Annotated in this window: 19 protein-coding genes; 13 read left to right on the forward strand and 6 right to left on the reverse strand. The window is 69.2% G+C overall.

Annotated features, from left to right (window positions below; all coding sequences use genetic code 11):
• Positions 1-101 precede the first annotated feature (101 nt).
• Positions 102-2906, reverse strand: a complete 2805-nt coding sequence (locus UK23_RS41900; RefSeq protein WP_045317394.1) for a helix-turn-helix transcriptional regulator — start codon at positions 2904-2906, stop codon at positions 102-104.
• Between the two features lie 104 nt (positions 2907-3010).
• On the reverse strand, positions 3011-3502 hold the full coding sequence (locus UK23_RS41905) for a ribosome-inactivating family protein (protein ID WP_082115419.1): 492 nt from the start codon (positions 3500-3502) through the stop codon (positions 3011-3013).
• Between the two features lie 72 nt (positions 3503-3574).
• Between UK23_RS41905 and UK23_RS41910 the strand changes: the two genes are divergently transcribed.
• Both UK23_RS41910 and UK23_RS41915 read left to right on the forward strand, forming a co-directional pair.
• A complete protein-coding gene (locus UK23_RS41910) occupies positions 3575-5116 on the forward strand; it encodes a deoxyguanosinetriphosphate triphosphohydrolase family protein (RefSeq protein WP_045317381.1) in 1542 nt (513 codons plus the stop codon).
• Between the two features lie 146 nt (positions 5117-5262).
• Positions 5263-8055, forward strand: coding sequence for a S8 family serine peptidase (locus UK23_RS41915; RefSeq protein WP_045317382.1), 2793 nt, complete (start codon positions 5263-5265; stop codon positions 8053-8055).
• A gap of 60 nt (positions 8056-8115) precedes the next feature.
• On the opposite strand, the gene UK23_RS41920 is transcribed toward UK23_RS41915, so the two are convergent.
• Positions 8116-9036 (reverse strand): helix-turn-helix domain-containing protein, encoded by a 921-nt coding sequence (locus UK23_RS41920; protein ID WP_231114919.1) that lies wholly within the window; start codon positions 9034-9036, stop codon positions 8116-8118.
• Between the two features lie 284 nt (positions 9037-9320).
• Between UK23_RS41920 and UK23_RS41925 the strand changes: the two genes are divergently transcribed.
• From UK23_RS41925 to UK23_RS41945, 6 genes are read left to right on the forward strand one after another with little or no spacing between them, the layout of a single operon-like run.
• Positions 9321-9845, forward strand: a complete 525-nt coding sequence (locus tag UK23_RS41925; protein ID WP_231114920.1) for a hypothetical protein — start codon at positions 9321-9323, stop codon at positions 9843-9845.
• Positions 9842-10519, forward strand: coding sequence for an acVLRF1 family peptidyl-tRNA hydrolase (locus UK23_RS41930; RefSeq protein WP_045317395.1), 678 nt, complete (start codon positions 9842-9844; stop codon positions 10517-10519). The genes UK23_RS41925 and UK23_RS41930 overlap by 4 nt, the downstream gene beginning before the upstream one ends.
• A 31-nt stretch (positions 10520-10550) precedes the next feature.
• Positions 10551-10943, forward strand: coding sequence for a hypothetical protein (locus tag UK23_RS52285; RefSeq protein ID WP_156213773.1), 393 nt, complete (start codon positions 10551-10553; stop codon positions 10941-10943).
• A gap of 10 nt (positions 10944-10953) precedes the next feature.
• Positions 10954-11457 carry a SigE family RNA polymerase sigma factor gene (locus tag UK23_RS41935; protein WP_045317385.1) on the forward strand — a complete coding sequence of 168 codons (504 nt, stop codon included), beginning with the start codon at positions 10954-10956 and terminating at the stop codon, positions 11455-11457.
• A complete protein-coding gene (locus tag UK23_RS41940) occupies positions 11457-11933 on the forward strand; it encodes a hypothetical protein (RefSeq protein WP_045317386.1) in 477 nt (158 codons plus the stop codon). Before UK23_RS41935 ends, UK23_RS41940 begins: the two co-directional genes overlap by 1 nt.
• 18 nt (positions 11934-11951) lie before the next feature.
• Entirely contained in the window at positions 11952-12428 is a 477-nt protein-coding gene (locus UK23_RS41945) for a GNAT family N-acetyltransferase (RefSeq protein ID WP_196778128.1), read from the forward strand.
• Here the strand turns inward: UK23_RS41945 and UK23_RS41950 are convergent.
• Together UK23_RS41950 and UK23_RS41955 are read right to left on the reverse strand one after the other, a co-directional pair.
• The gene (locus tag UK23_RS41950; protein WP_045317387.1) at positions 12412-13023 is read right to left on the reverse strand and encodes an NAD(P)-dependent oxidoreductase; all 612 of its coding nucleotides are present in this window, start codon (positions 13021-13023) and stop codon (positions 12412-12414) included. The genes UK23_RS41945 and UK23_RS41950 overlap by 17 nt on opposite strands.
• Entirely contained in the window at positions 13020-13895 is an 876-nt protein-coding gene (locus UK23_RS41955; protein ID WP_045317388.1) for an EamA family transporter, read from the reverse strand. The genes UK23_RS41950 and UK23_RS41955 overlap by 4 nt, the downstream gene beginning before the upstream one ends.
• 79 nt (positions 13896-13974) lie before the next feature.
• Between UK23_RS41955 and UK23_RS41960 the strand changes: the two genes are divergently transcribed.
• The gene (locus tag UK23_RS41960) at positions 13975-14862 is read left to right on the forward strand and encodes a LysR family transcriptional regulator (RefSeq protein WP_045317389.1); all 888 of its coding nucleotides are present in this window, start codon (positions 13975-13977) and stop codon (positions 14860-14862) included.
• Positions 14863-14920: 58 nt separating this feature from the next.
• On the opposite strand, the gene UK23_RS41965 is transcribed toward UK23_RS41960, so the two are convergent.
• Positions 14921-15673, reverse strand: a complete 753-nt coding sequence (locus tag UK23_RS41965) for an SDR family oxidoreductase (RefSeq protein WP_045317390.1) — start codon at positions 15671-15673, stop codon at positions 14921-14923.
• Between the two features lie 145 nt (positions 15674-15818).
• Between UK23_RS41965 and UK23_RS41970 the strand changes: the two genes are divergently transcribed.
• The 4 genes from UK23_RS41970 to UK23_RS41985 all read left to right on the forward strand — a co-directional run bounded on the left by UK23_RS41970 (position 15819) and on the right by UK23_RS41985 (position 20664).
• Positions 15819-17447, forward strand: a complete 1629-nt coding sequence (locus tag UK23_RS41970; RefSeq protein ID WP_045317391.1) for an ABC-F family ATP-binding cassette domain-containing protein — start codon at positions 15819-15821, stop codon at positions 17445-17447.
• A 175-nt stretch (positions 17448-17622) separates the two neighbouring features.
• Positions 17623-17832 carry a helix-turn-helix domain-containing protein gene (locus tag UK23_RS41975; protein WP_030473247.1) on the forward strand — a complete coding sequence of 70 codons (210 nt, stop codon included), beginning with the start codon at positions 17623-17625 and terminating at the stop codon, positions 17830-17832.
• Between the two features lie 59 nt (positions 17833-17891).
• A complete protein-coding gene (locus UK23_RS41980; RefSeq protein ID WP_045317392.1) occupies positions 17892-18704 on the forward strand; it encodes an enoyl-CoA hydratase/isomerase family protein in 813 nt (270 codons plus the stop codon).
• Positions 18705-18780: 76 nt separating this feature from the next.
• Positions 18781-20664, forward strand: a complete 1884-nt coding sequence (locus UK23_RS41985; protein WP_156213775.1) for an ABC transporter ATP-binding protein — start codon at positions 18781-18783, stop codon at positions 20662-20664.
• The last annotated feature ends 109 nt before the right edge of the window (positions 20665-20773 follow it).

Genomic DNA, 20773 nt, shown 5'->3' on the forward strand with positions numbered 1-20773 from the left:
GGTGTGGGAGAGTAGGTCGCCGCCGAACTTACGTACAGAAGCCCCTGAGGGTTGAGCGCCACAAGCGTTCCCCTCGGGGGCTTTTGTCATGCCCATTTGTTTCAGCGCAGCGCCGTGTGCACGTCTTTTCTCGTGGTGCCGAGCTTCGTCAGCACGCGGGCCACATGTTTCTCGACCGTGCGCGGGGACAGGAACAGGGTCTGCGCGATGTCGGAGTTGGTCGCGCCGCGCGCGAGGAGTTCGGCGACCTCCAGCTCACGGGGCGACAGCTCGGTTCCGTAGCCGTTGCGCCGGTGCCCTGGCCGCTCGCCGATCCCCAGCGAGCGCAGGTGGCGCTGGCAGCGTGCGGCGTCCGCGGTCGCGCCGAGTTCCTCGTAGACGCGCAGAGCTTCGGCGACGTTTCCGCTGAGTTCGGCGGCTTTCGCCGCGTGGTAAGGCCTGCCGATGTCCAGCCAACGCTGATGCGCCGCGGCGAAGTGATCGGCGGCGCCGACCGTCGCGGCGTCCCGCAGGAGCAGTCCTCTGGCCAGGTCGAGCTCGGCCGCGGCAGCCGGGGCGTCCCTGTCCCGCACGCCTCGATCGGCATCTGCCACGAGCCGCTCGGCTTCCAGGCGGTGTCCGCACGTCAGAGCGGCTTCGACGGCGACGGGCACCAAACCCGTGGTGCGCACCCAGGTGCCGAGCCCGCGCAACGTGGCGACCGCGGGAGCGGCGATCGCCCAGGCAGCTCGCGGGTCGCCCTGGCAGAGCATCGCCGCGGTCAGCGCGGCGGCGGTCGTCATGCTCATGGCCGCCTCGCACGTCTTGCCACCGAGCTCGGCGGCAGCGGTGAAGTGTTCGAGGGCGCGGGAGAACCGGCCCTGTGCCAGGGCGAGGTGGCCCAGGCACATGGCGCGGTCGACGTCGACAAGCCGCACATCGGGATACGCACGTGCCAGTGCGGCGTACTGCGCTTCGAGGTCGGCCCACCGGCCGGCCAGCCAGTCGAGGCGCAGCAGTCTGATGCTGGTCAGGCACTTGAACGTCCGGTGGTCCGCGCGCCCGGCCATCTCCTGGGTCTCCAGGAGATACGTCTCCTGGGTCTCCAGGAGATACGTGCGGGCCCGCCGGTCGTGGCCGAGCTGGGCGGCCGTCTCGCTCAGGTTGTAGAGCGCGTAACAGGTCTGGCCGAGCACCGCGCGGCCGGCGTCCCGGCGTGGCAACAGGTCTGCCAGCGGCCACACCGCTGGATCGCCTTCGCGAGCCATCAGCAGGAGCCGAGTGCCCTGGACCGCCGCGCGAACCCCGTCGTTCGTGCTGTCCCGCACCGCCTGTTCGGCCTGGTCGAGCCACTCCCACGCCTGCGCGGCGGCACCGTCCTGGTCCCGCAGCGCCAGGGCGATCATCGCGCGCGCAGCCTTGTCCGGAAGGGCGGCCAACTCGCCGACCGCGCGTTCGAGCTCGTGGAAGCCACCAGGGTCGCCCGCGAGGTTGAGCGTGATCAGCCCGAGGCCCAGCCGGATCTCGCCGCGGACCGCGTCGGGCAGCCGGAGGTCGGCGAGCACGGCCTTGAGGACTCGAGCGGTTTCGGCGTAGTCGACGCCGGAGTTGGCGATCCTGGCGAGCGCCAGTGCCGCTCGGGAGCGCGGCTCGGTGGGAACCTGCTGCTGGTGCAGGATCTGGCGCAGCATCGTGGCGGCCGTGCCGGTGTCGCCCAGCGCCACTGCCTGGTCGGCGGCCTGCTCCGCGCACACCAGCCAGCCCTCGTGATCACCGGCCGCCAGGGTGTGGTGCGCGATCTGCACCAGGGGCGCGGGGGAGTGCGTCTGGAGCACGTCGATGGCGCGCTGGTGCAGGCGTGCCCGGCGGGGTCCCGGGATGTGGCGATGGGCGACCTGCTGCGCCAGCACGTGCCGGAAGGCGTACCGCCCGACGCCGGTTTCCCGCAGCACCGCGGCGCCCATGGCGTCGATCAGGCCCTGTGCTCCTTGCTCGGGTTCCAGCCCGGCGATCTCGGTGAGCAGCGCCTCGGAGGCGGGCACGGCGAGCACGGCCGCCGCGTCGACCACCGCCGCCCCGGCAGGGGACAACCCGATCAGCCGCTCGGTGACCGCCGCGCGCAGGCCCTCCGGCACGTCGGCGTGTTCCAGTTCGCGCGCATCGCGGCGAGCCTGGTCGCGGAACGTCAGCAGGTCCTCCTCGGCGACCAGCGGCAACCCCTCGCTGCGGCGGTGCAGCACCGCGCACAGTTCGGGAGTGGCGCCGGCACCGAGCGCTTCACCGGCCAGCTTCGCCACGTCGCACTCACTCAGCGGTGCCAGCCGGATCACGGTGGGACGGAGGGCCGCACCGAGCACGGGGGCACCGTCCGGCAGATCCTCGGTGCGGCTCGTCAGCACCAGGGAGAGCTGCTCCGGCAGGTCACGGGCGAGCAGCAGGAGCAGTTCGCGGGTGGCGTCGTCGACCCAGTGCAGGTCCTCCACGACCAGGGCCACCCGGCCGAGCGAGGCGAGCACCGAACGCACGGCCCTGATCAGCTGATGGCGGGCCGCACCCGGATCGTCCGGCACGGGCGGTGCCGGTGGCAGCAGACCGGCGAGGTCCGGGAGCAACAGGGCCAGCGCGCCGGCGGTCGGAGGGAGATCGGTGCCGGCCAGCCACGGACCGGCCTTGCCGAGCGCGTCGACCACCGGCCCGTACGGGAGAGGCTCGCGCAACGGATGGCAGAAGCCGGTCACCACGCGCCAACCGTTCGACTTCAAGGATGCGGTGGCCTCGTGCACCAGCCGGGACTTGCCCATACCGGCGTCGCCCTCGACGACGACCACGGCAGGCGGATGACGGATGGCGTCGAGCAACAGCCCCAGTTCGTGGCGGCGACCGACGAACGTGAAACCCCGGCCGAACCCCGCACGTTGACCGACCACCGTCACCGTCCCCTGCGAACACCCCCGCCGTGGCGTCCAGGCTACCCACCCGGAGGTGTTCTGCCTGGTGACGGCACGGCGAGGGCGGTCAGTCGACGGGTTCGTCAGCCCTTCGCGGTGTTCAGGACGTAGTTCGCGTACAGGGCGGCGGTCCAGAGGACGTACTCGGAGATCCCGCCGTTCTCGTTGCGGCCCCACACGTGGATCGGGTTGGTGTCCGAGGTGGTCTGGTTGCGCACCCGGTTGAACCGGGTGCTCAGCGTGCCCCACATGTTCTGGAGATCGACGATGCGGTCGTCGAGCACCAGGTCACCACCGGTCGCGGCGGTGACCATGAAGTCCGAGATGGCGCGGAACCTCGCCGTCTCCGAGACGAACTGCGCCAGCCTCAGGACGGCCAGGGCCTGTGCCTGGGCAGTGTTGCCGCCGCGTGCGTTGAGGAGCGCCCAGACAGCGTCGTTGTTGTTGAAGTGCATGCCGTACCGCGACGCGTTCGCCCAGTTCTGGAGACTGGGGTAGTCGCCGTTGAACGAGGTGTTGCGCTCGCCGGCGGCACAAGCACCAACAACGGGGAAGGCTGGAGTCGGTATACCCATTCGTCCCCCGCGTCGGGTGCTCTGCGCGCGGCCGGCGGGTTCGGGCGATCGGGCCGGTATACCTTCTGTGCCATGCACAACGAGCACCGCGCAGCCCGTCGCTCAGCCGGAGTGGGCAGGACGGCCGACCTCGCCACGAACCCGTTCCGCGTCGACCGCGACCGGGTGGCCAGCTCACCGTTCTTCGCGCGGCTCGGTGGCGTGACGCAGGTGGTGAGCTCGACGGGGTCCGGGCTGCTCGTGCACAACCGGCTCACCCACAGCCTCAAGGTGGCGCAGGCCGCGCGCGCCATCGCGGAGCGGTTGACGAGCCGGCCCGAGCTGACCGCGTTGCTGGAGAAGCTCGGCGGGTGCGACCCCGACGTGGTGGAGGCGGCGGCGCTGGCGCACGACCTGGGGCACCCTCCGTTCGGGCACCTCGGCGAGCAGGTGCTGGATCGGTTGGCGAGGCACCGGTTCGGGCTGCCGGACGGGTTCGAGGGGAACGCGCAGTCGTTCCGGATCGTGACGACCACGGACGTGCGGGGGCCCAAGGCGCTCGGGCTGGATCTGACCGTGGCGGTGCGGGCGGCGATGTTGAAGTACCCGTGGACCCGGCACCAGCCGCTCGGCATGGAGGTCGCGCCGCGTGGTGCGTCGGAGCCGGAGGACATGCCGGGGACCGGTAGCTCGAAGTTCTCGGCGTATGTCACCGAGATCAACGACCTGAGGCAGGCGCGGGAGCCGTTCGACGGGCGGGTCGAGGCGTGGCAGCAGACCGTCGAGGCGAGTGTCATGGACACCGCGGACGACATCGCCTACGCGATCCACGATCTGGAGGACTTCCACCGGGTCGGGGTGTTGCAGCACGCGACGGTGTCGGCGGAACTGGGGACCTGGCAGGCGCAGGCACTGGATCTCGCCGGGCTGAGCGACGACGAGCTCGCCCACGAGATCCGGATGCCGGGGCGGTCGCTGGAAACGCTCCGCAGGCGCATGCACCTCAAGGACTCGTGGGTGATGAGCGACGAGGCGTTCGCGCTGGCGGTGCGCAAGGTCGGCAAGGAGCTCGTGGACGGGCTGCTCGCGGTGCCGTTCGACGGGTCGGTCGAGGCGGAGCAGGCGGTCGCGGGGTTCAGCGCGCGGTGGACGCGGCGTCTGGTGGACGCGGTCGGGGTGCTGGAGGAGCCGACGCCGCGGTCCGGGCACGTCGTGCTGGCCGTGCAGCAGTGGCACGAGGTGCAGGTGCTGAAGTTCGTGCACCGGCGGTTCGTGTTGCTGCGGCCGGATCTGGCTCTGCACCAACGGGGGCAGGCGCGGTTGCTGACGTCGCTGGTGGACGCGCTGGAGCAGTGGGTGACGGACCGGACCGAGGCGGATCGGTTGCCGCGCAGGCTGCACGACCTCGTGGAGCTGGCCGAAACGGAGTACGCGGCGCTCGCCCGGACGGAGCCGTCCACATTGGTCGGTCCTGCCGGTGAGCTGCCCGCCGGGCCCGATGTGGTCAAACGGCTTGCGCGCGGGCGGGCCGTGGTCGACTTCGTCGCCTCGCTGACCGACAACCAGGCCGCGGCGCTGCTGGAAGCCCTTTCCGGCCGAACCGGTCAGTTGTGGACTGACGCATTTGTTCTGTGAAGTGTGATTGTGTCTGCTAAGTGAGAAGTAGCCCAATCGGATGCTGACTGTGATCAGGCAAGCACCATACGTTGGCGCCTCGACCGGGGAATTCCGGTCGTAGGCCGCGTGCTCGGGGGCACGCCAACGCTCGGGGGAGAAGCCCAGTGCGCCGATCTCGAAGAGGCACGACGTTAGTCACCGCAGGTACCGCAGTACTTCTGGCCGCACTCACCGCTGTCACGCCGGCTCAAGCCGATCCGGTCAAGGCGGCCAAGACCATCACCGACCGCACGGCGTCTCAAATCGCCGCGCTGCAGAGCATCAAGAAGTCGCTCACCCCAGCTGAGTCCAAAGTGGACAGCACGCTCGTCGTGGAGGCGCGCAAGCGCACCCAGATCGGGACGAGTGCCCTTCCGCAGGTGCAGACCGGCGTCGCCGTGACGTCGAAGGCCACCACGCTCGTGGACATCCGCGCCAAGCAGTACTCCGAGGACCTGGTCAACGCTGTCCGCGCGGCGGGCGGACAGATCCGGGCAGTGTCCGAAGAGAACCGCACCGTGCGCGCTGAGGTGCCGCTGTCGAAGCTCGCCGAGATCGCCGGACGTTCGGACGTCACGCGCGTCGAGGTGGGTAGCGACGCGATGACGCAGGACGTGAAGAACAAGCGGGACAACAAGAACCGCAAGCAAGCTCCGTCCAAGGAGGACAAGTCCCGCGAGATCGAGCGCCGGCTCGCCGAGAAGCAGATGTCGGTGCAGGCGGCCAAGGTCAGCGAGAGCGACAAGGCCCACGCGGCCGAGGCGGCACGTGGTTCGTTCCACGTGACCGGTGTCGGCGTGAAGCTGTGCGCGCTGTCGGACGGTGTCAGCTCGCTCGCGGTGTCGCAGGCATCCGGTGAGCTGCCGAACGTCGACGTCCTTCCGGGCCAGCAGGGTTCCGGTGACGAGGGCACGGCGATGCTCGAGATCCTGCACGACATCGCGCCCAACGCTGAGCTCGGCTTCGCGACGGCGTTCAACGGTGACGCGAGCTTCGCCGACAACATCAAGAAGCTGCGCTTCCAGCTCGGCTGCGACGTGATCGTCGACGACGTCATCTACTTCAACGAGTCGCCGTTCCAGGACGGCATCATCGCGCGCGCCGTGGACGCGGTCGCCGCGGACGGCGCGCTGTTCTTCTCCAGCGCCGGCAACCAGGGCAACGTCGCGGACGGCACGGCGGGCCACTGGGAGGGCCAGTTCGTCGACTCCGGTGTGGGCGTGGGCAAGTTCGCCGGCACCGCGCACGACTTCAACCCGGACCCGAACGCGAAGCAGCTGTTCAACCCGCTGTCGAACTTCTCCGGTGACACCCCGGTGACGCTGCAGTGGGCCGACCCGCTCGGCCAGTCGTTCAACGACTACGACCTCTACCTGGTCAACGCCCAGGGCAACGTCGTCACGTTCAGCCAGAACAACCAGGACGGCGCGCAGGACCCGTTCGAGCGCCTCAACACCCCGGCGAGCTCCACCGGCACGCGGCTCGCGGTCGTGAAGTTCCGCGGTGACGACAAGTACATCGACCTGTCGCTGTTCGGCGGCCGTTTCGCCGACTCCAGCGACGGGCTCAAGAAGTTCGTCACGCCGGGCATGACGCGCGGCCACTCGGCGGCGAAGGGCGCGATCTCGGTCGCGGCCGCTCCTGCCGCCGCGGCGCTGCCGTTCGACCTCGAGCCCGGCGACCCGGCCAACCCGAAGGGCCCGTTCCCGGAGGCGTACAACAGCGCGCAGAAGCCGGAGCGCTTCACCTCCGACGGTCCGCGCAAGACGTTCTTCGCGCCCGACGGCACGCCTTTGGCCGAGACCCGGCAGAAGCCGGACATCACCGCGGCTGACGGTGTCACCACGTCGGTGCCGGGCTTCGCACCGTTCTTCGGCACGTCGGCCGCGGCTCCGAACGCCGCCGCGATCGCCGGTCTGATCCTGTCCGGCAACCCGACGCTCAAGCCCGCCGATGTCCGCGAGGCCCTGGTCTCGACGGCGATCGACATCGTCGAATCCGGCGTGGACAACCGCACCGGTGCCGGCATCGTGATGGCGGACAAGGCTCTCGCCTACACGGGTGCGTCCCCGCAGGCGCTGGCCCGCGCCGGGCGCCCGACGATCGTCAACGACACCGACGGCAGCCAGTACCTCAAGCCGGGCACCACTTCCACGGTGACCGTGCCGGTGACGAACAACGGAGATGGTTCTGCCGCTTCGACTTCCGTCGTGCTGACCACTTCGTCTCCTGGCGTGACCATTGCGCCGCGGTCGAAGTACTACGGCAACATCGACGTCGGGCAGACGGTTTCCAACACCTACAAGGTGACGGTGCCGGCTTCGGCTGCTCTCGGGTCCGCGGTCAAGCTGGACGCTCGGGTGACCTTCTCCGGGGCGACCTCGCCCACGGCGGAGTCGTTCACCTACCGGGTCGGTGAGCCTTCCCGCGAGTTCAAGTCGTTCGCCTACACCGGGGCTCCGGTCGCCATTCCGGACAACGATCAGACCGGTGTGTCGATCTCGGTGCCGGTTGCCGGGGTCGGTGGGGCTTCGAACCTGAAGCTCTCGATCGACGGCGCCACCTGCTCGGCCGCGGACGGCGCCACGACCGTGGGCATCGACCACACCTTCGTCGGTGACCTGGTCGGCACGCTGACGTCGCCGTCCGGCAAGTCCGTGACGCTGTTCTCGCGGTCCGGTGGGGGCGGGAACAACATCTGCCAGGCCGTGTTCGACGACTCGGCCACGCGGTCGTTCTCGTCCGCACTGGCAGGGGACGCGCCGTTCACCGGGTCCTGGAAGCCCGCGACGGGGACGTTGTCCTCGCTGCTGGCCGACCCCGCGGACGGCAACTGGACGTTCAAGGTCCAGGACGTCGTCGGCTCGGACAAGGGCTCGATCCGCTCGGTGACGCTGCACGTCGCCGGCTGGATCTGATGAGCTAGCAAGGAAAAGGGCCCCCGGCACGCCGGGGGCCCTTTTCGATGAAGCCTGCGTCTAGCGGTTCGGCCATTCCCAGCGGATGCCGAACACGCCTGGACCGAAGCCGAGCGCCACCGCGTGCACGCCGCCGCCCGAGTCCAGGGTCAGGTTCCGGCGCCGCGACGGGGTTTCGTCGCCGGCCGGGACGCTGTACTGCTGCACGCGCGTGTACTGCTGCACGCGCGACGGCAGGTTCGCCTCGTCGAACCGGACCTCGATGACGTACTCGCGGACCGGAAGACGGAACTTGCGCGCGAACGTGTTGTTGCCCTTCGGCGCGTGACCCTCCGGGAACACCAGCTGGTATTCCATGATGAGCGTCTCGCCGCGCGTCAGGGGACGTTCGAACATCATCTCCGCGACCATGATGTTGGCTTCGTGGTCGCGGGCGATGCGGCCCAGGTGGCAGTTGCGCACGTTCACGATCTCGGGGAGAACGTCGCTCTCCTCGGTCTCGAAGACGAGCGCCCAGCGGTCAGGGCCGTCTTGCTCTGCACGGAGGATCTGGCGCACCCACACGGATTTCTGCCCGCCGTCGGCAGAGATCTCGATGCGGTCGTGCTGACTGATCCTGCCGAGCTTCAGGTCGGATGACGTGTCGACCTTCGAGAGCAGGTTCGCGACCCGCTCACGACGCGCCCAGAGGGCGTCGATCGGCATCATCGTCGTCGGGCGGCATCGGCGGCCTCGCGGACGAGGTGGACCGAGCAGCGCCGAAAGACCTGACTGAGGCACGCCCAGGACCGACTCGAGGTGCCGCAGCGCCTCCAGCGATTCAGGGCGTTCAGGCCTTCGCCGTCCTGACTGCCAGTAGCTGAGCGTCGCGACGCTGATCGTCACGCCGCGCAGTGCCAACCGGTGCTGAATGCGGTCGAGGCTGAGTCGGCTCGCCTTGATCGCAGCCCTCAACGCTTCCGGGAACGGTCCCGTGGTCAAGAGTTGCGTAAGGCTGCCGTGGCCCGTTGAGTCACTGTCGTCAACGGTCAGTGTTGGTCGACCGGCAGCAGTCGTCATGGTGACTCCCCGCTGTCATAAGATCACGCCCCAGTGACCCTACCCGTCCGTGAACATCGCTGGTCGGAGCCGGATGGAGTCAATGGTTAATCCATACGGTTGATGAGTTCACGCTTTCGAGACCCATCTGTCAAGCGTTCCGAACCGATCAGTAACATCTCTGTGCCCTGCACGCCTCGTAATGAGATGGCTCTAGTGTGTGCACGGTGAACGACCTCGACGTGCTGACCTCCGTGGCCGGCGCGGTGCTCGGACCCGGTCCGCACGCGGTCGTCGACCTGCTCGACGTTGTTCCCGGCGTCCAGGTGGACGCGGTGCGGGCCACGGACGACCTGCTGCCCAGGCTCGCGCACGAGGAGTCCCTCGCCAACATCCTGATGCTCGCCCACGCGTCGTTGAGACCTGGTGGGGTTCTGGTGGCCGCCGTGCCCGAGCTGGACCGGCTCGGCGCGCTCAGACCGACTGCCCCTCCGCCCAAGGTGAATGGCGACCGGGTCACGGTGCAGCTCTGGGACTGGGCTCCTGACGGCCTGTCGTACGGCCTGGAGGTCGTAACGCTGCTGAGGGGTACCTCGGGGTGGGAAATCGCGGCGACGGCCTCCACGCGGCACAGGGTCCTCCCGGCCGCCGAGATGGAGCAGGCCCTGAACGCCGCCGGGTTCATGAGCGTTCAACGACTTTCGCCGCACGAGAGCGGCTACCGCGTGCCCGTGTGGGTGGCGGTCAGGTGAGCCGGGTGCGGCCGGTTCCCGGTGGGCGGGCCGTCGAGGTCGAACCGGAACGCGTCGAGGGCTGGATCGCCAGGTTCGCGGAGCGGCACGGCGCCGTCCAGACCCGCATCGACGACCACGTGCGCATCACCGCCGCGGACGGCGCGACAGCCACGTTCAAAACGCGCGGCGGCACCTCTGTAGAAGAGGTGATTGAAAATCTGACCACTCCGCGCCGGATCGGCCTGGTCCTCGTGCGGCTCGGCGGACACAGCGTCGGGGTGGCGAACGGCGGCAAGGTCGAGGTGTCGGCCACGGACCGCAAGCAGGTGCACGGTCGCATCAGGGCCGGCGGGTGGTCGCAGCAGCGGTTCGCCCGGCGCCGCGAGGGTCAGGCCCGCGTCGCGTTGCAGGCCGCCGCGGACGACGTGTTCCGGGTGCTGGTGCCGAGACTCGCCCAGCTGGACAGCGTCGTGCTGGGCGGCGACTGGCAGGCGTTGGACGTCCTGCGCAACGACCGCAGGCTGCGAGACGTCTTCAGCAAGGCCGAGGAACGGGTGCTGGACGTCCCCGAACCGCGGCGCGCGATTCTCGACGAGGCCGCCGAACGGGCTCGTTGCGTCGAGATCGTGATCCAGGACACACGGGCAACCGGACCGGGGGCCGACCGCATGGATACGGGTGAGGGTGCCTGATCCTGGCGCCACTGACCTGCTGGAGTCGCAAGTGCGCAAACGAATGGTGATCGTGGCGGGAGCCGTGGCCCTGGGGGCCATCGGCATCGCGGTGCCCGCGCTGGCGCTGAGCGGCGGAGGCAACCCCGCGCAGCCCACGACGTCGGCTCCGCAACCTCCGTCGACCACTGTCACGACTTCGCCGGGAGCCCCGTCGTCGACGGTGACGACCTCGCCGGGAGCCCCTTCGTCCACGGTGACCACCTCGCCGGGGGAACCGACGAGCTACCCGCCGACCACGTGGTCGCCTCCGAGCACGTCGACCCCGCCGATGCCGACGCAGTCGACGATCCTGACCACTCCGCCGATGCCGACGCAGTCGACGATCTCGACGACTCCGCCGATGCCAACGCAGCCGCCGGTCTCGACGACCCCGGCTCGGTGAGGAGTCACCGCTGAACTGGGAGGCCGAGTTCACCGACTGCTTCGACCGGTGCGCCGACTCGATGCGCTTCACGGCGTACTTGTTGTGCGGCAACTGGCACGAGGCAGAGGACGTGATGCAGTCGGCGTTCTTGAAGCTCTACCTGGCCGGTCCGAAGCTCAGCGACCGGTCGGGGCTCGAACCGTACCTGCGCCAGATCATCGTCCGGACGTTCCTCGCCGAACGCCGGAAAGTGCGCTGGCGCAGGGAGAAGCTGACTGACGCACCCCCAGAGGGCCTGTCCTCCGCCGCAGGGGCGGAGGACAGGCTCGTGGTGTGGCAGGCGCTCACCGCCGTGCCCGCACGGCAGCGCGCTGTCCTCGTGCTGCGCTTTTGGCACGATCTCAGCGTCGAGGAGACGGCGGCCGCGCTGAGCTGTTCGACGGGCACGGTGAAGTCGCAGAGCAGCAAGGGCCTGGAGACGTTGCGGCGCAAGCTGGGGCCTGAGTTCGATCAGTTGAGGCTGGAGGTGTGATGGTTCGCGAAGACGACCTGCGGGCGACTTTCTCCGCTCTGCACGGTGAAGAGGCGCCGCCGCGTGCCGTCACGGCCGCCGACCTCATCCAGCGCGGCCAGGCCGTGCGGACCCGCCGGCGCACCGTCGCCGTGGTCGGGACCGCGCTCGCGACCGTGGGCGTCGTGGCCGTGGCGCTCGTCGTGCTGCCGCCCGCGACGCCGCCGGAACCGCTGGTGCCGGGGCCTTCCACGACGTCGCCGACGCCGACGTCGACACCGCTGCCGACTTCGCCCGCGCTGTCCACGACGCCGTCGAGCACGGGCGAGTCGACGCGGACCACGGTGCCTCCGCCGAACTCGACCCAGCAGGGGAAGCCGCCGCCGATGCAGACGACGACCTCGCCCAGCACGCCGCCGACGCCGGGCATGCCGACGACGATCAATCCGGCCTCGTCGTCCATCCACGTCGAGTCGATGCCGCCGACGTCCCGCTGAGCGGCAGAATCCCGGGGCATGACTGCTCAGATCCGGCTCGTCGAGGTCACCCGGGAGAACCGCGACGCGGTGATCGCCGTGCGTGTGCACCCCGCGCAGGAGCGTTTCGTCGCGTCCGTCGAGACATCCTTCCGGCACGCTTCGGAAAATCCAGAGGCGAAACCCTGGTTCCGCGCGGTCTACGACGGTGACGTGCCGGTCGGGTTCGTGATGGTGAGCTGGAACCTGGTGCCCGGGCCGGAGATGCGCGGGCCGTACTTCCTGTGGCGGCTGCTCGTCGACGCGAAGCAGCAGGGCCGCGGTTACGGCACGGCGATCCTCGACGAGGTCGTGCGGCTGATCCGAGCGGACGGGGCGACCGAGCTGATCACCAGCTACGTGCCGGGTGAGGGGTGCCCCGAGCCGTTCTACCGCCGCTACGGCTTCGTGCCGACGGGCGAGATCGACGGGGACGGCGAGGTCGTGCTGAGCCTGGATCTCAGCGCGCGACCGTGAAGTGCCGGTCGGTGCCCGGTTCCGCGAGCTCGTCGAGCACCGCCACGGCCAGGTCCTCCGCCGAGATCATGGACGGGCCGGTGAGCAGCACGTCGTGGCCACGCCGGTAGGTGCCGGTGCGTTCGCCGGGTTCGAGCAGCGCGGGCGGGCTGAGGTAGACCCAGTCCGCCGGGTGCGCCCGGCACACCTCGAGCTGCTGCACGCTGGCGGAGGCGATGGGGCGGATGTGCGGTGGCACATAACGGTCGTCGTCGATGACGAGACCACCGTTCGGCGAACGCAGCGGCCCGGCGCCGCCCACGACGAGGATCCTGGTGCGCGTGGCGTGTGCGGAGTCCAGCAACGCCTTGGTCGCCGGACCGGCGGCTTCCTCCTCGCCCGGTCGCGGCCGGGTGGCGGCGACCACACCGTCCACTCCGGACAGCAGGTCGTCCATCAGGCCGCGGTCGGTCGCATCACCGCGCACGGCACGCACTCCTGGAATCTCGGGCAGTTGGTTGCGGAACACCGCTGTCACGTCGTGTTCGCGGCGCAGGGCTTCCGCCACCACGCGCGACCCGACCATGCCGGCGGCGCCGACGATCGCGAGCTTCATCGCAGCGCCGCCTTGGCGAGCGCGGGTGCCGGGCGCTGGCTGGCGACGATCGCTATGAGTGCGAGCGCGAAACCGAGGAGCTGCACCGGGTTCAGCGTCTGGCCGAGCACCACGACACCGAGCACGGCGGCGACCATCGGCGAGAGCAGGCCGAGCATCGACACCGACGTGACCGGCAGGGTCGTGATCGCGCGGAACCACAGCACGTAGGCGAGCAGGCCGCCGACGCCGCCGAGCCACAGGTAACCGAGCGCGGCCGGGAGGTCGATCGCCGGTGGTGCGCCCTCGAACAGGAACGTCACCGGCACCAGGAACAGCCCGCCCGCGGTCAGCTGCCAGGCCGCGAACGTCGTCGGGCTCGCCTCGGCAGGCCTGCCCCACTTCTTCGTCAGCGTCACGCCGAGCGCCATCGTCGCGGCGCCGCCGAGCCCGGCCAGGACGCCGATCCCGTCGAACCCTGCTGCCGGGCCGAGGACCACCAGTCCGACGCCGATCAGGCCGATCACGCCCCACGCGAACCGCCACGCCGAGGGGCTCTCCTTCAGCACGCCCACGGCCAGCGCCGCCACGACGAGTGGCTGTGCGGCGCCGAGAGTGGCCGCGACGCCGCCGGGCAGCCGTTCGGCCGCGATGAACAGGAACGGGAAGAACAGGCCGATGTTGAGCACACCGAGGACGGCTGCTCTGGCCCACCATCTTCCGTGCGGCGGGGTGCGGGTGATGGCCAGCGCGATCAGGCCGGCGGGCAGCGAGCGGAGCAAGCCGGCGAACAGCGGGTGGCCGGCGGGCAGCAGCTCGGTCGTGACGACGTACGTCGAGCCCCAGACGACCGGCGCGAAGGCGGCGAGCGCGGTGCGGAAGTGGTTTCTCACGTCATCCAGTGTTCGACGCGTGGATCGATGAGTCCAACACATGCTTTTCATCCGATCCATCGTGATTCAAGATAGATCGATGGAGCTCCAGCAGCTGCGGTACGTCGTGGCGGTCGCCGAGACCGGCAGCTTCACTCGTGCGGCTCGGCGCTGTCTCGTGGTGCAGTCGGCGTTGAGCCACCAGATCGCGCGTCTCGAACGCTCGTTGGGCGCCCGGCTGTTCGATCGCACGAGCCGCAGCGTCCGGCTGACCCCGGCGGGTGCGGCGTTCCTGCCGTCGGCCCGCCAGTGCCTCGCCGCGGCGGAACGAGCGGCGGCCGAGGTCGCCGCGGCGGTGGGGGAGGTGCGTGGACGGGTCGTGGTCGGGGTGATCCCGACCGTTGCCGCCGTGGACCTGCCCGCCGCGCTGAAGGTGTTCCGCGAGAGGTATCCGCAGGTTCGGGTCGCGTTGGGGATGGCGCCCAGCCACGAGCTCGTCGCACAGGTTCGGTCGGGTGCCGTTGATCTCGCGTTCCTCGGGCTGCCGCTCGGTGCTGCGCCCGAGGGCGTGCGCGGGCACGAGCTGGGGCGTGACGATCACGTCGCCGTGGTGGCGCCGGCGCATCCCCTTGCGGGGAAACCGGAAACCGATCTGCAGACACTGGCTCACGAGTTGTTCGTCGACTTCCCGGCCGGGTCGCCTGGACGCATGCAGTCCGATCAGGCGTTCGCCGCGGCCGGACTGCACCGCGAGGTCGCGTTCGAGGTGACGACCGCCGAGCTGATGGCCGGACTGCTCCGCGAGGGCCTTGGCGTGGCGGTGCTGCCGTCGCGGTACACGCCCCGGCTCAGCGGGGTGGTGACGGTGCCGATCGTGGACGGGCCGTCACGGGTGGAGCACCTGGTGTGGAGCACGGCCGGGCTGACGCCGGCGGCCGCGGCGTTCCTGGACGTGCTCGGTGTGCCGGAAATTGTCGGTGGTGCCTGAGAGAATGAAAGCAGGGGACCCCCTGGAGGGGACCCCTGCCTGAGCGTGCTGTTCGTGTTCAGCCCGCGGTGCCGGTGGCGAGCAGGCCCCCGTCGACGCGCACGGTCTCGCCGGTGATCCACGAAGCGCCGTCCGAGCACAGGAAGGCCACGAGCGAGGCGACGTCCTCCGGCGTGCCGAGCCGTTTCGTCGGGTACTGCTGAACGGCCTGCTCCTCGCGGCCGACGTAGAGCGCCTCGGCGAACTTCGTCTTCACCACGCCGGGTGCGACGGCGTTCACGCGCACCTTCGGGCCGAGCTGCCACGCCAGTTCCTCGGTGAGGCGGATCAGCGCCGCCTTGGAGGCCCCGTACGCGGCGATCACGCCCGTGGACCGGATGCCGCCGATCGACGCGATGTTCACGACCGAGCCGCCGTGCTCGGCCATCCAGGCTTTCCACGCGAGCTGCGTGAAACCGAGTGCCGCCACCACGTTGACGTCGAAGATCTTCCGGACCGCGTTGAGGTCGGCGTCCATCAGGAACCCGAACTGCGGGTTGATACCGGTGTTGTTGACCAGGACGTCGAGGCTGCCGAACTCCTCGACCGTGCGCGCCACGACCTCCTCGCGGGAGGCGTCGTCGCCCGCGTTGCCCTGGACCGTGAGCACCTTGCCGCCGAGCTCCTTCGCCGCCTCGGCGAGCTGGTCGGCCTTGCGGCCGGTGATGGTGACGGCGGCGCCGCGGGAGAGCAGCTCGCGCGCGATGCCGAGGCCGATGCCGCGGGACGCGCCGGTGACCAGCGCCGTCTTGCCGGAGAAGTCTTCGCTCATGGCCGGCAATCTATGCGTCTGGCCACAGGTGGGAAATTCGATGGTCGCGACCCCGTAGACTGGCTCCCGTGATCCTCCTGGAGTAGGCCGACCCGGACGTGCCGCCCTTTGTCATGCCCGGAACAACATCTGCTCGGAGTTTCTCTTGATCACCGCAACTGACATGGAGTTGCGCGCGGGCTCACGCATTCTCGTGAGTGGCGCCAACCTGCGCGTTCAGCCCGGCGACCGCATCGGCCTCGTGGGCCGCAACGGTGCCGGCAAGACCACCTCGCTGCGCGTTCTCGCCGGTGAGGGCCAGCCCTACGGTGGCGCCATCACGCGCAAGGGCGAGCTCGGCTACCTGCCGCAGGACCCGCGCGAGGGCGACCTGTCGGTCATCGCCAAGGACCGCGTGCTGTCCGCGCGGGGCCTCGACCAGCTGCTCCGCGACATGGAGAAGGCCCAGTCGAAGATGGCCGAGCTGGTCGACCCGGACGAGCTCGAGGTCGCCGTCACCAAGTACGGCAAGCTCGAGGAGCGCTTCGCGGCGCTCGGCGGGTACGCCGCCGAGTCCGAGGCCGCCCGCATCTGCTCGAACCTCGGCCTGCCGGACCGCGTGCTGGAGCAGCAGCTCAAGACGCTGTCGGGTGGTCAGCGCCGTCGCGTGGAGCTGGCGCGGATCCTGTTCGCCGCGTCCGAGGCCGGCATCGGCGCGAAGTCGAGCACGATCCTGCTGATCGACGAGCCCACGAACCACCTCGACGCCGACTCGATCACGTGGCTGCGCGGCTTCCTCAAGTCGCACGACGGCGGTCTCGTCGTGATCTCGCACGACGTGGAGCTGCTCGACGACGTCGTGAACAAGGTGTGGTTCCTCGACGCCATTCGCGGCGAGGTCGACATCTACAACCTCGGCTGGAAGAAGTACCTCGAAGCCCGTGCGACGGACGAGAAGCGCCGTCGCCGTGAGCGCGCCAACGCCGAGAAGAAGGCCGGCGCGTTGATGACGCAGGCCGCCAAGATGGGCGCGAAGGCCACGAAGGCCGTTGCGGCGCAGAACATGGCGAAGCGCGCCCAGAAGCTGCTCGACGGTCTCGACGAGGTGCGCCAGAGCGACAAGGTCGCGAAGATCAGCTTCCCGGCGCCCGCGTCGTGCGGCAAGACTCCTTTGATGGCAGAGGGTCTGAGCAAGTCCTACGGCTCGCTGGAGATCTTCACCGGCGTGGATCTGGCCATCGACAAGGGTTCCCGCGTCGTCGTGCTCGGCTTCAACGGTGCCGGCAAGACGACGTTGCTGCGGTTGCTGGGCGGCAGCGAGAAGATGGACGCGGGCAAGATCGTGCCAGGGCACGGCCTGAAGATCGGCTACTTCGCGCAGGAGCACGAGACGCTCGACCACAACGCGTCGGTGTGGGAGAACATCCGGCACATGGCGCCCGATGAGCAGGAGCAGCGGCTGCGGTCGTTGCTCGGCACGTTCCTGTTCACCGGCGAGCAGCTCGACCAGCCCGCCGGCACGTTGTCCGGTGGCGAGAAGACGCGACTGGCGCTGGCCGGTCTGGTGTCGTCGGCCGCGAACGTGCTGCTGCTCGACGAGCCGACCAACAACCTCGACCCGGCCTCGCGCGAGCAGGTTCTCGACGCGTTGCGGCGGTACGAGGGCGCGGTCGTCCTCGTGACGCACGACCCCGGTGCGGTCGAGGCGCTGGAGCCCGAGCGCGTGATCCTGCTGCCCGACGGCACCGAGGATCATTGGTCGGAGGACTACCTCGAGCTCGTGCAGCTCGCGTGATCTCCACCCCTCAAAGGATTACCGTACGCGCACTGTGATCAACTGAGTGTGATCGAATCGACCGTTCGGCGATCTCTTTGCTTGATCACCTGGCGTTCTGCCGGTTCCTGTTCGATCATTGCGACGACAGGGGCCGTAGAACGGCCCGACCTGCTCGTACGGAAGGCGGGACAAGGTGGCTGACCTGAAGAAGGGTGCCCGGATCACCGGCGCCACGCGGGACAAGCTGGCCGCTGACCTGAAGAAGAAGTACGAAAAGGGCGCGAGCATCCGGGCTTTGGCTGAAAGCACCGGGCGTTCCTACGGCTTCGTGCACCGGGTTCTGTCGGAATCCGGCGTCACGCTGCGCGGTCGCGGTGGCGCCACCCGGACGAAGAAGAAGTAGCCTCAACTCAGACTGCTACTCTCCGGTAACTAGCTTCTAGTCCGCCGGAGGTAATCACCATGCCAGTGCCCGCTATCGACGCTGGCGTGCTCGAGCGCGGTGGTGTTCGGCTTGCTCTTGCCGGGCCGCTCGCCACCATCACGCTCGATCGTCCCGACGTGCTCAACGCACAGACGCCCGCAACCTGGGCGGCGTTGCGGCACATCGGTGATCAGCTGGACCCGGACGTCCGCGTCGTGGTCGTCCGGGGTTCCGGTCGCGCCTTCTCGGCGGGTCTGGACCGGCGCATGTTCACCGGTGAGCCCGTCGACGGTGAACCCGGTGGCCTGCCGGGGATGCTCGCGTTGTCTCCCGAGGAGGCGGACGCTCGCATTGCCTCGTACCAGGCCGGGTTCACCTGGTTGAGCGACCCGGCGCGCGTGACGATCGCCGCGGTGCACGGGCATGCCATCGGCGCGGGCTTCCAGTTGGCGCTGGCGTGCGACTTCCGCGTGCTCGCCGAGGACGCGCAGTTCTGCATGGCCGAGACCGGGCTGGGTCTGGTGCCCGATCTCGGCGGGACGCTGCCTCTCGTGCGACTCGTGGGGTACTCGCGCGCGGCCGAGATCTGCGTGACCTCTCGCCGGGTTCCGGCTGCGGAGGCGTTGCAGATGGGCCTCGCGAACTCCGTCGTGCCCCTGGCCGACCTGGACGCCGCCGTCGAGTCGCTGGTGGCCGCGGTGACGAAGCCGCTGGCCGGTGCGGTCTCCGAGACGCTGGCCCTGATCGCGTCGGCGGCTGCCGGACCCTCGCTGGATTCGCAGCTCGCGGTGGAGCGCGCCGCTCAGCTGCGCCGCATCAACGCGCTGGCCGCGCTGTCCGCCCAGGGCTGAATTCTCCCAGGTCAAGGAATTGTCAGACCCATGTGCTGTTCTATAGGGCGTGGACGGTTACAGCTCCTGGCGATTCATGATGGGGGTGACCTCGGACGCGCCTGCCAAGGTGCGCCGCGGCACCTTCCGACGCGTGCTGGCCTTCGCCGGGCCGCATCGGGCGAAGCTCCTCTTCTTCCTGCTGCTGACGGTGATCTCGTCAGTTCTCGCGGTGACCACTCCGCTGCTGGCCGGCCGGGTGGTCGACGCGATCGTGGGAGGCTCCGCGCCCTCGGTCGTGGTGTGGCTGGCGGTGATCATCGCGCTGGTGGCCGTCGTGGACGCCGGGCTGGGTGTCGTCGAGCGGTGGCAGTCGACCCGCATCGGTGAGGGGCTGATCTACGACCTGCGGCGTGCGGTGTTCGGGCACGTGCAGAAGATGCCGGTCGCGTTCTTCACCCGGACTCGTACCGGTGCGCTGGTCTCCCGGCTGAACAACGATGTGATCGGGGCTCAGCGGGCGTTCACGTCCACGCTGTCCGGGTTCGTCACGAACATCATCCAGCTGGCGCTGTCGCTGGGCGTCATGTTCACGCTGTCCTGGCAGGTCACGGCGTTGGCGCTGGTGCTGCTGCCCGTGTTCGTGCTGCCCGCCAAGCGGATGGGGCGGCGGATGGCGGACATGCAGCGCGAGGCCTCCACGTTGAACGCCTCGATGGTCACGCAGTCGACTGAGAGGTTCTCGGCGCCAGGGGCGACGCTGGTGAAGCTCTTCGGGCGGCCGGAGCGTGAGGAGGCCGAGTTCTCGGACAAGGCCGCGAAGGTCCGGGACATCGGCATCCGGACCGCGATGGCCACTCGGTGGTTCATGACCGGGCTGACGCTGGTGTCTGCGCTGGCCCAGGCGTTGGTGTACGGGCTGGGCGGGTATCTGGCGCTGACCGGGCATCTGGCCGCGGGCACCGTGGTTTCGCTGGCGTTGCTGTTGACCCGGTTGTATGCGCCGTTGACTGCTCTGGCGAACGCTCGCGTGGATGTGATGACGGCGCTGGTGTCGTTCGAGCGGGTGTTCGAGATTCTGGACCTCAAGCCGATGATTCAGGAGCGCGCCGACGCGCGAGGGCTGCCTGGTGGGGCCGTGTCGGTCGAGTTCGACGATGTCCGCTTCGCATACCCGTCCGCGGACAAGGTGTCGCTGGCTTCGCTCGAGTCTGTGGCCACTTTGGACACTCGCGGTGGGGAAGAGGTGTTGCACGGCATCAGTTTCAAGGCTGAGGCCGGGCAGCTCGTCGCACTCGTCGGGTCGTCCGGGGCCGGGAAGTCGACGCTAGCCTCGTTGGTGCCTCGGTTGTACGACGTCGACTCGGGTTCTGTTCGACTGTCCGATGTGGATGTCCGGGATCTGACGTTCGAGTCGCTGCGTTCTACTGTCGGTGTGGTCACGCAGGACGGGCATCTGTTCCACGACACGATCCGGGCGAACCTGGAGTACGCGGCGCCCGATGCGTCGGATGACGAACTGTGGGACTCGTTGCGGCGGGCTCGGTTGCTTGAGCTCGTGGCTTCGTTGCCTGACCAGTTGGACACCGTGGTCGGGGAGCGTGGGTATCGGCTGTCTGGTGGGGAGAGGCAGCGGTTGACGATTGCTCGTCTGCTGTTGGCCAAGCCTCGGGTGGTGATTTTGGATGAGGCCACTGCTCATTTGGATTCTGAGTCTGAGGCTGCTGTGCAGGAGGCGTTGACCGAGGCGTTGGCTGGGCGGACTTCGTTGGTGATCGCGCACCGGTTGTCGACTATTCGTGCTGCTGATCAGATTTTGGTGCTGGAGCACGGGGAGATCGTTGAGCGGGGGACGCACACCGAGTTGATGTCGGCTGAGGGGCGGTATGCGGATCTTTACAACACCCAGTTCGCTGAGCCGCCTGTGGTTGGGGTTTCTCCTACGCCTCGGTTCAGTGATCGGGCTGGGGTTGGGGGCTGAGAGGCCTGTTCCGTTCCGCGACCGGGTGGGTGGTCGGCTTGCGATGGGCGAGTCCCGTTGCTTAGACAGACGCGACCGGGCGGGTGGGTCACCTTGCGTTGAGCGTCCC

The sequence above is a fragment of the Lentzea aerocolonigenes genome, from assembly GCF_000955955.1.
In the GTDB taxonomy this organism is placed as follows: Bacteria; Actinomycetota; Actinomycetes; order Mycobacteriales; family Pseudonocardiaceae; genus Lentzea; species Lentzea aerocolonigenes_A.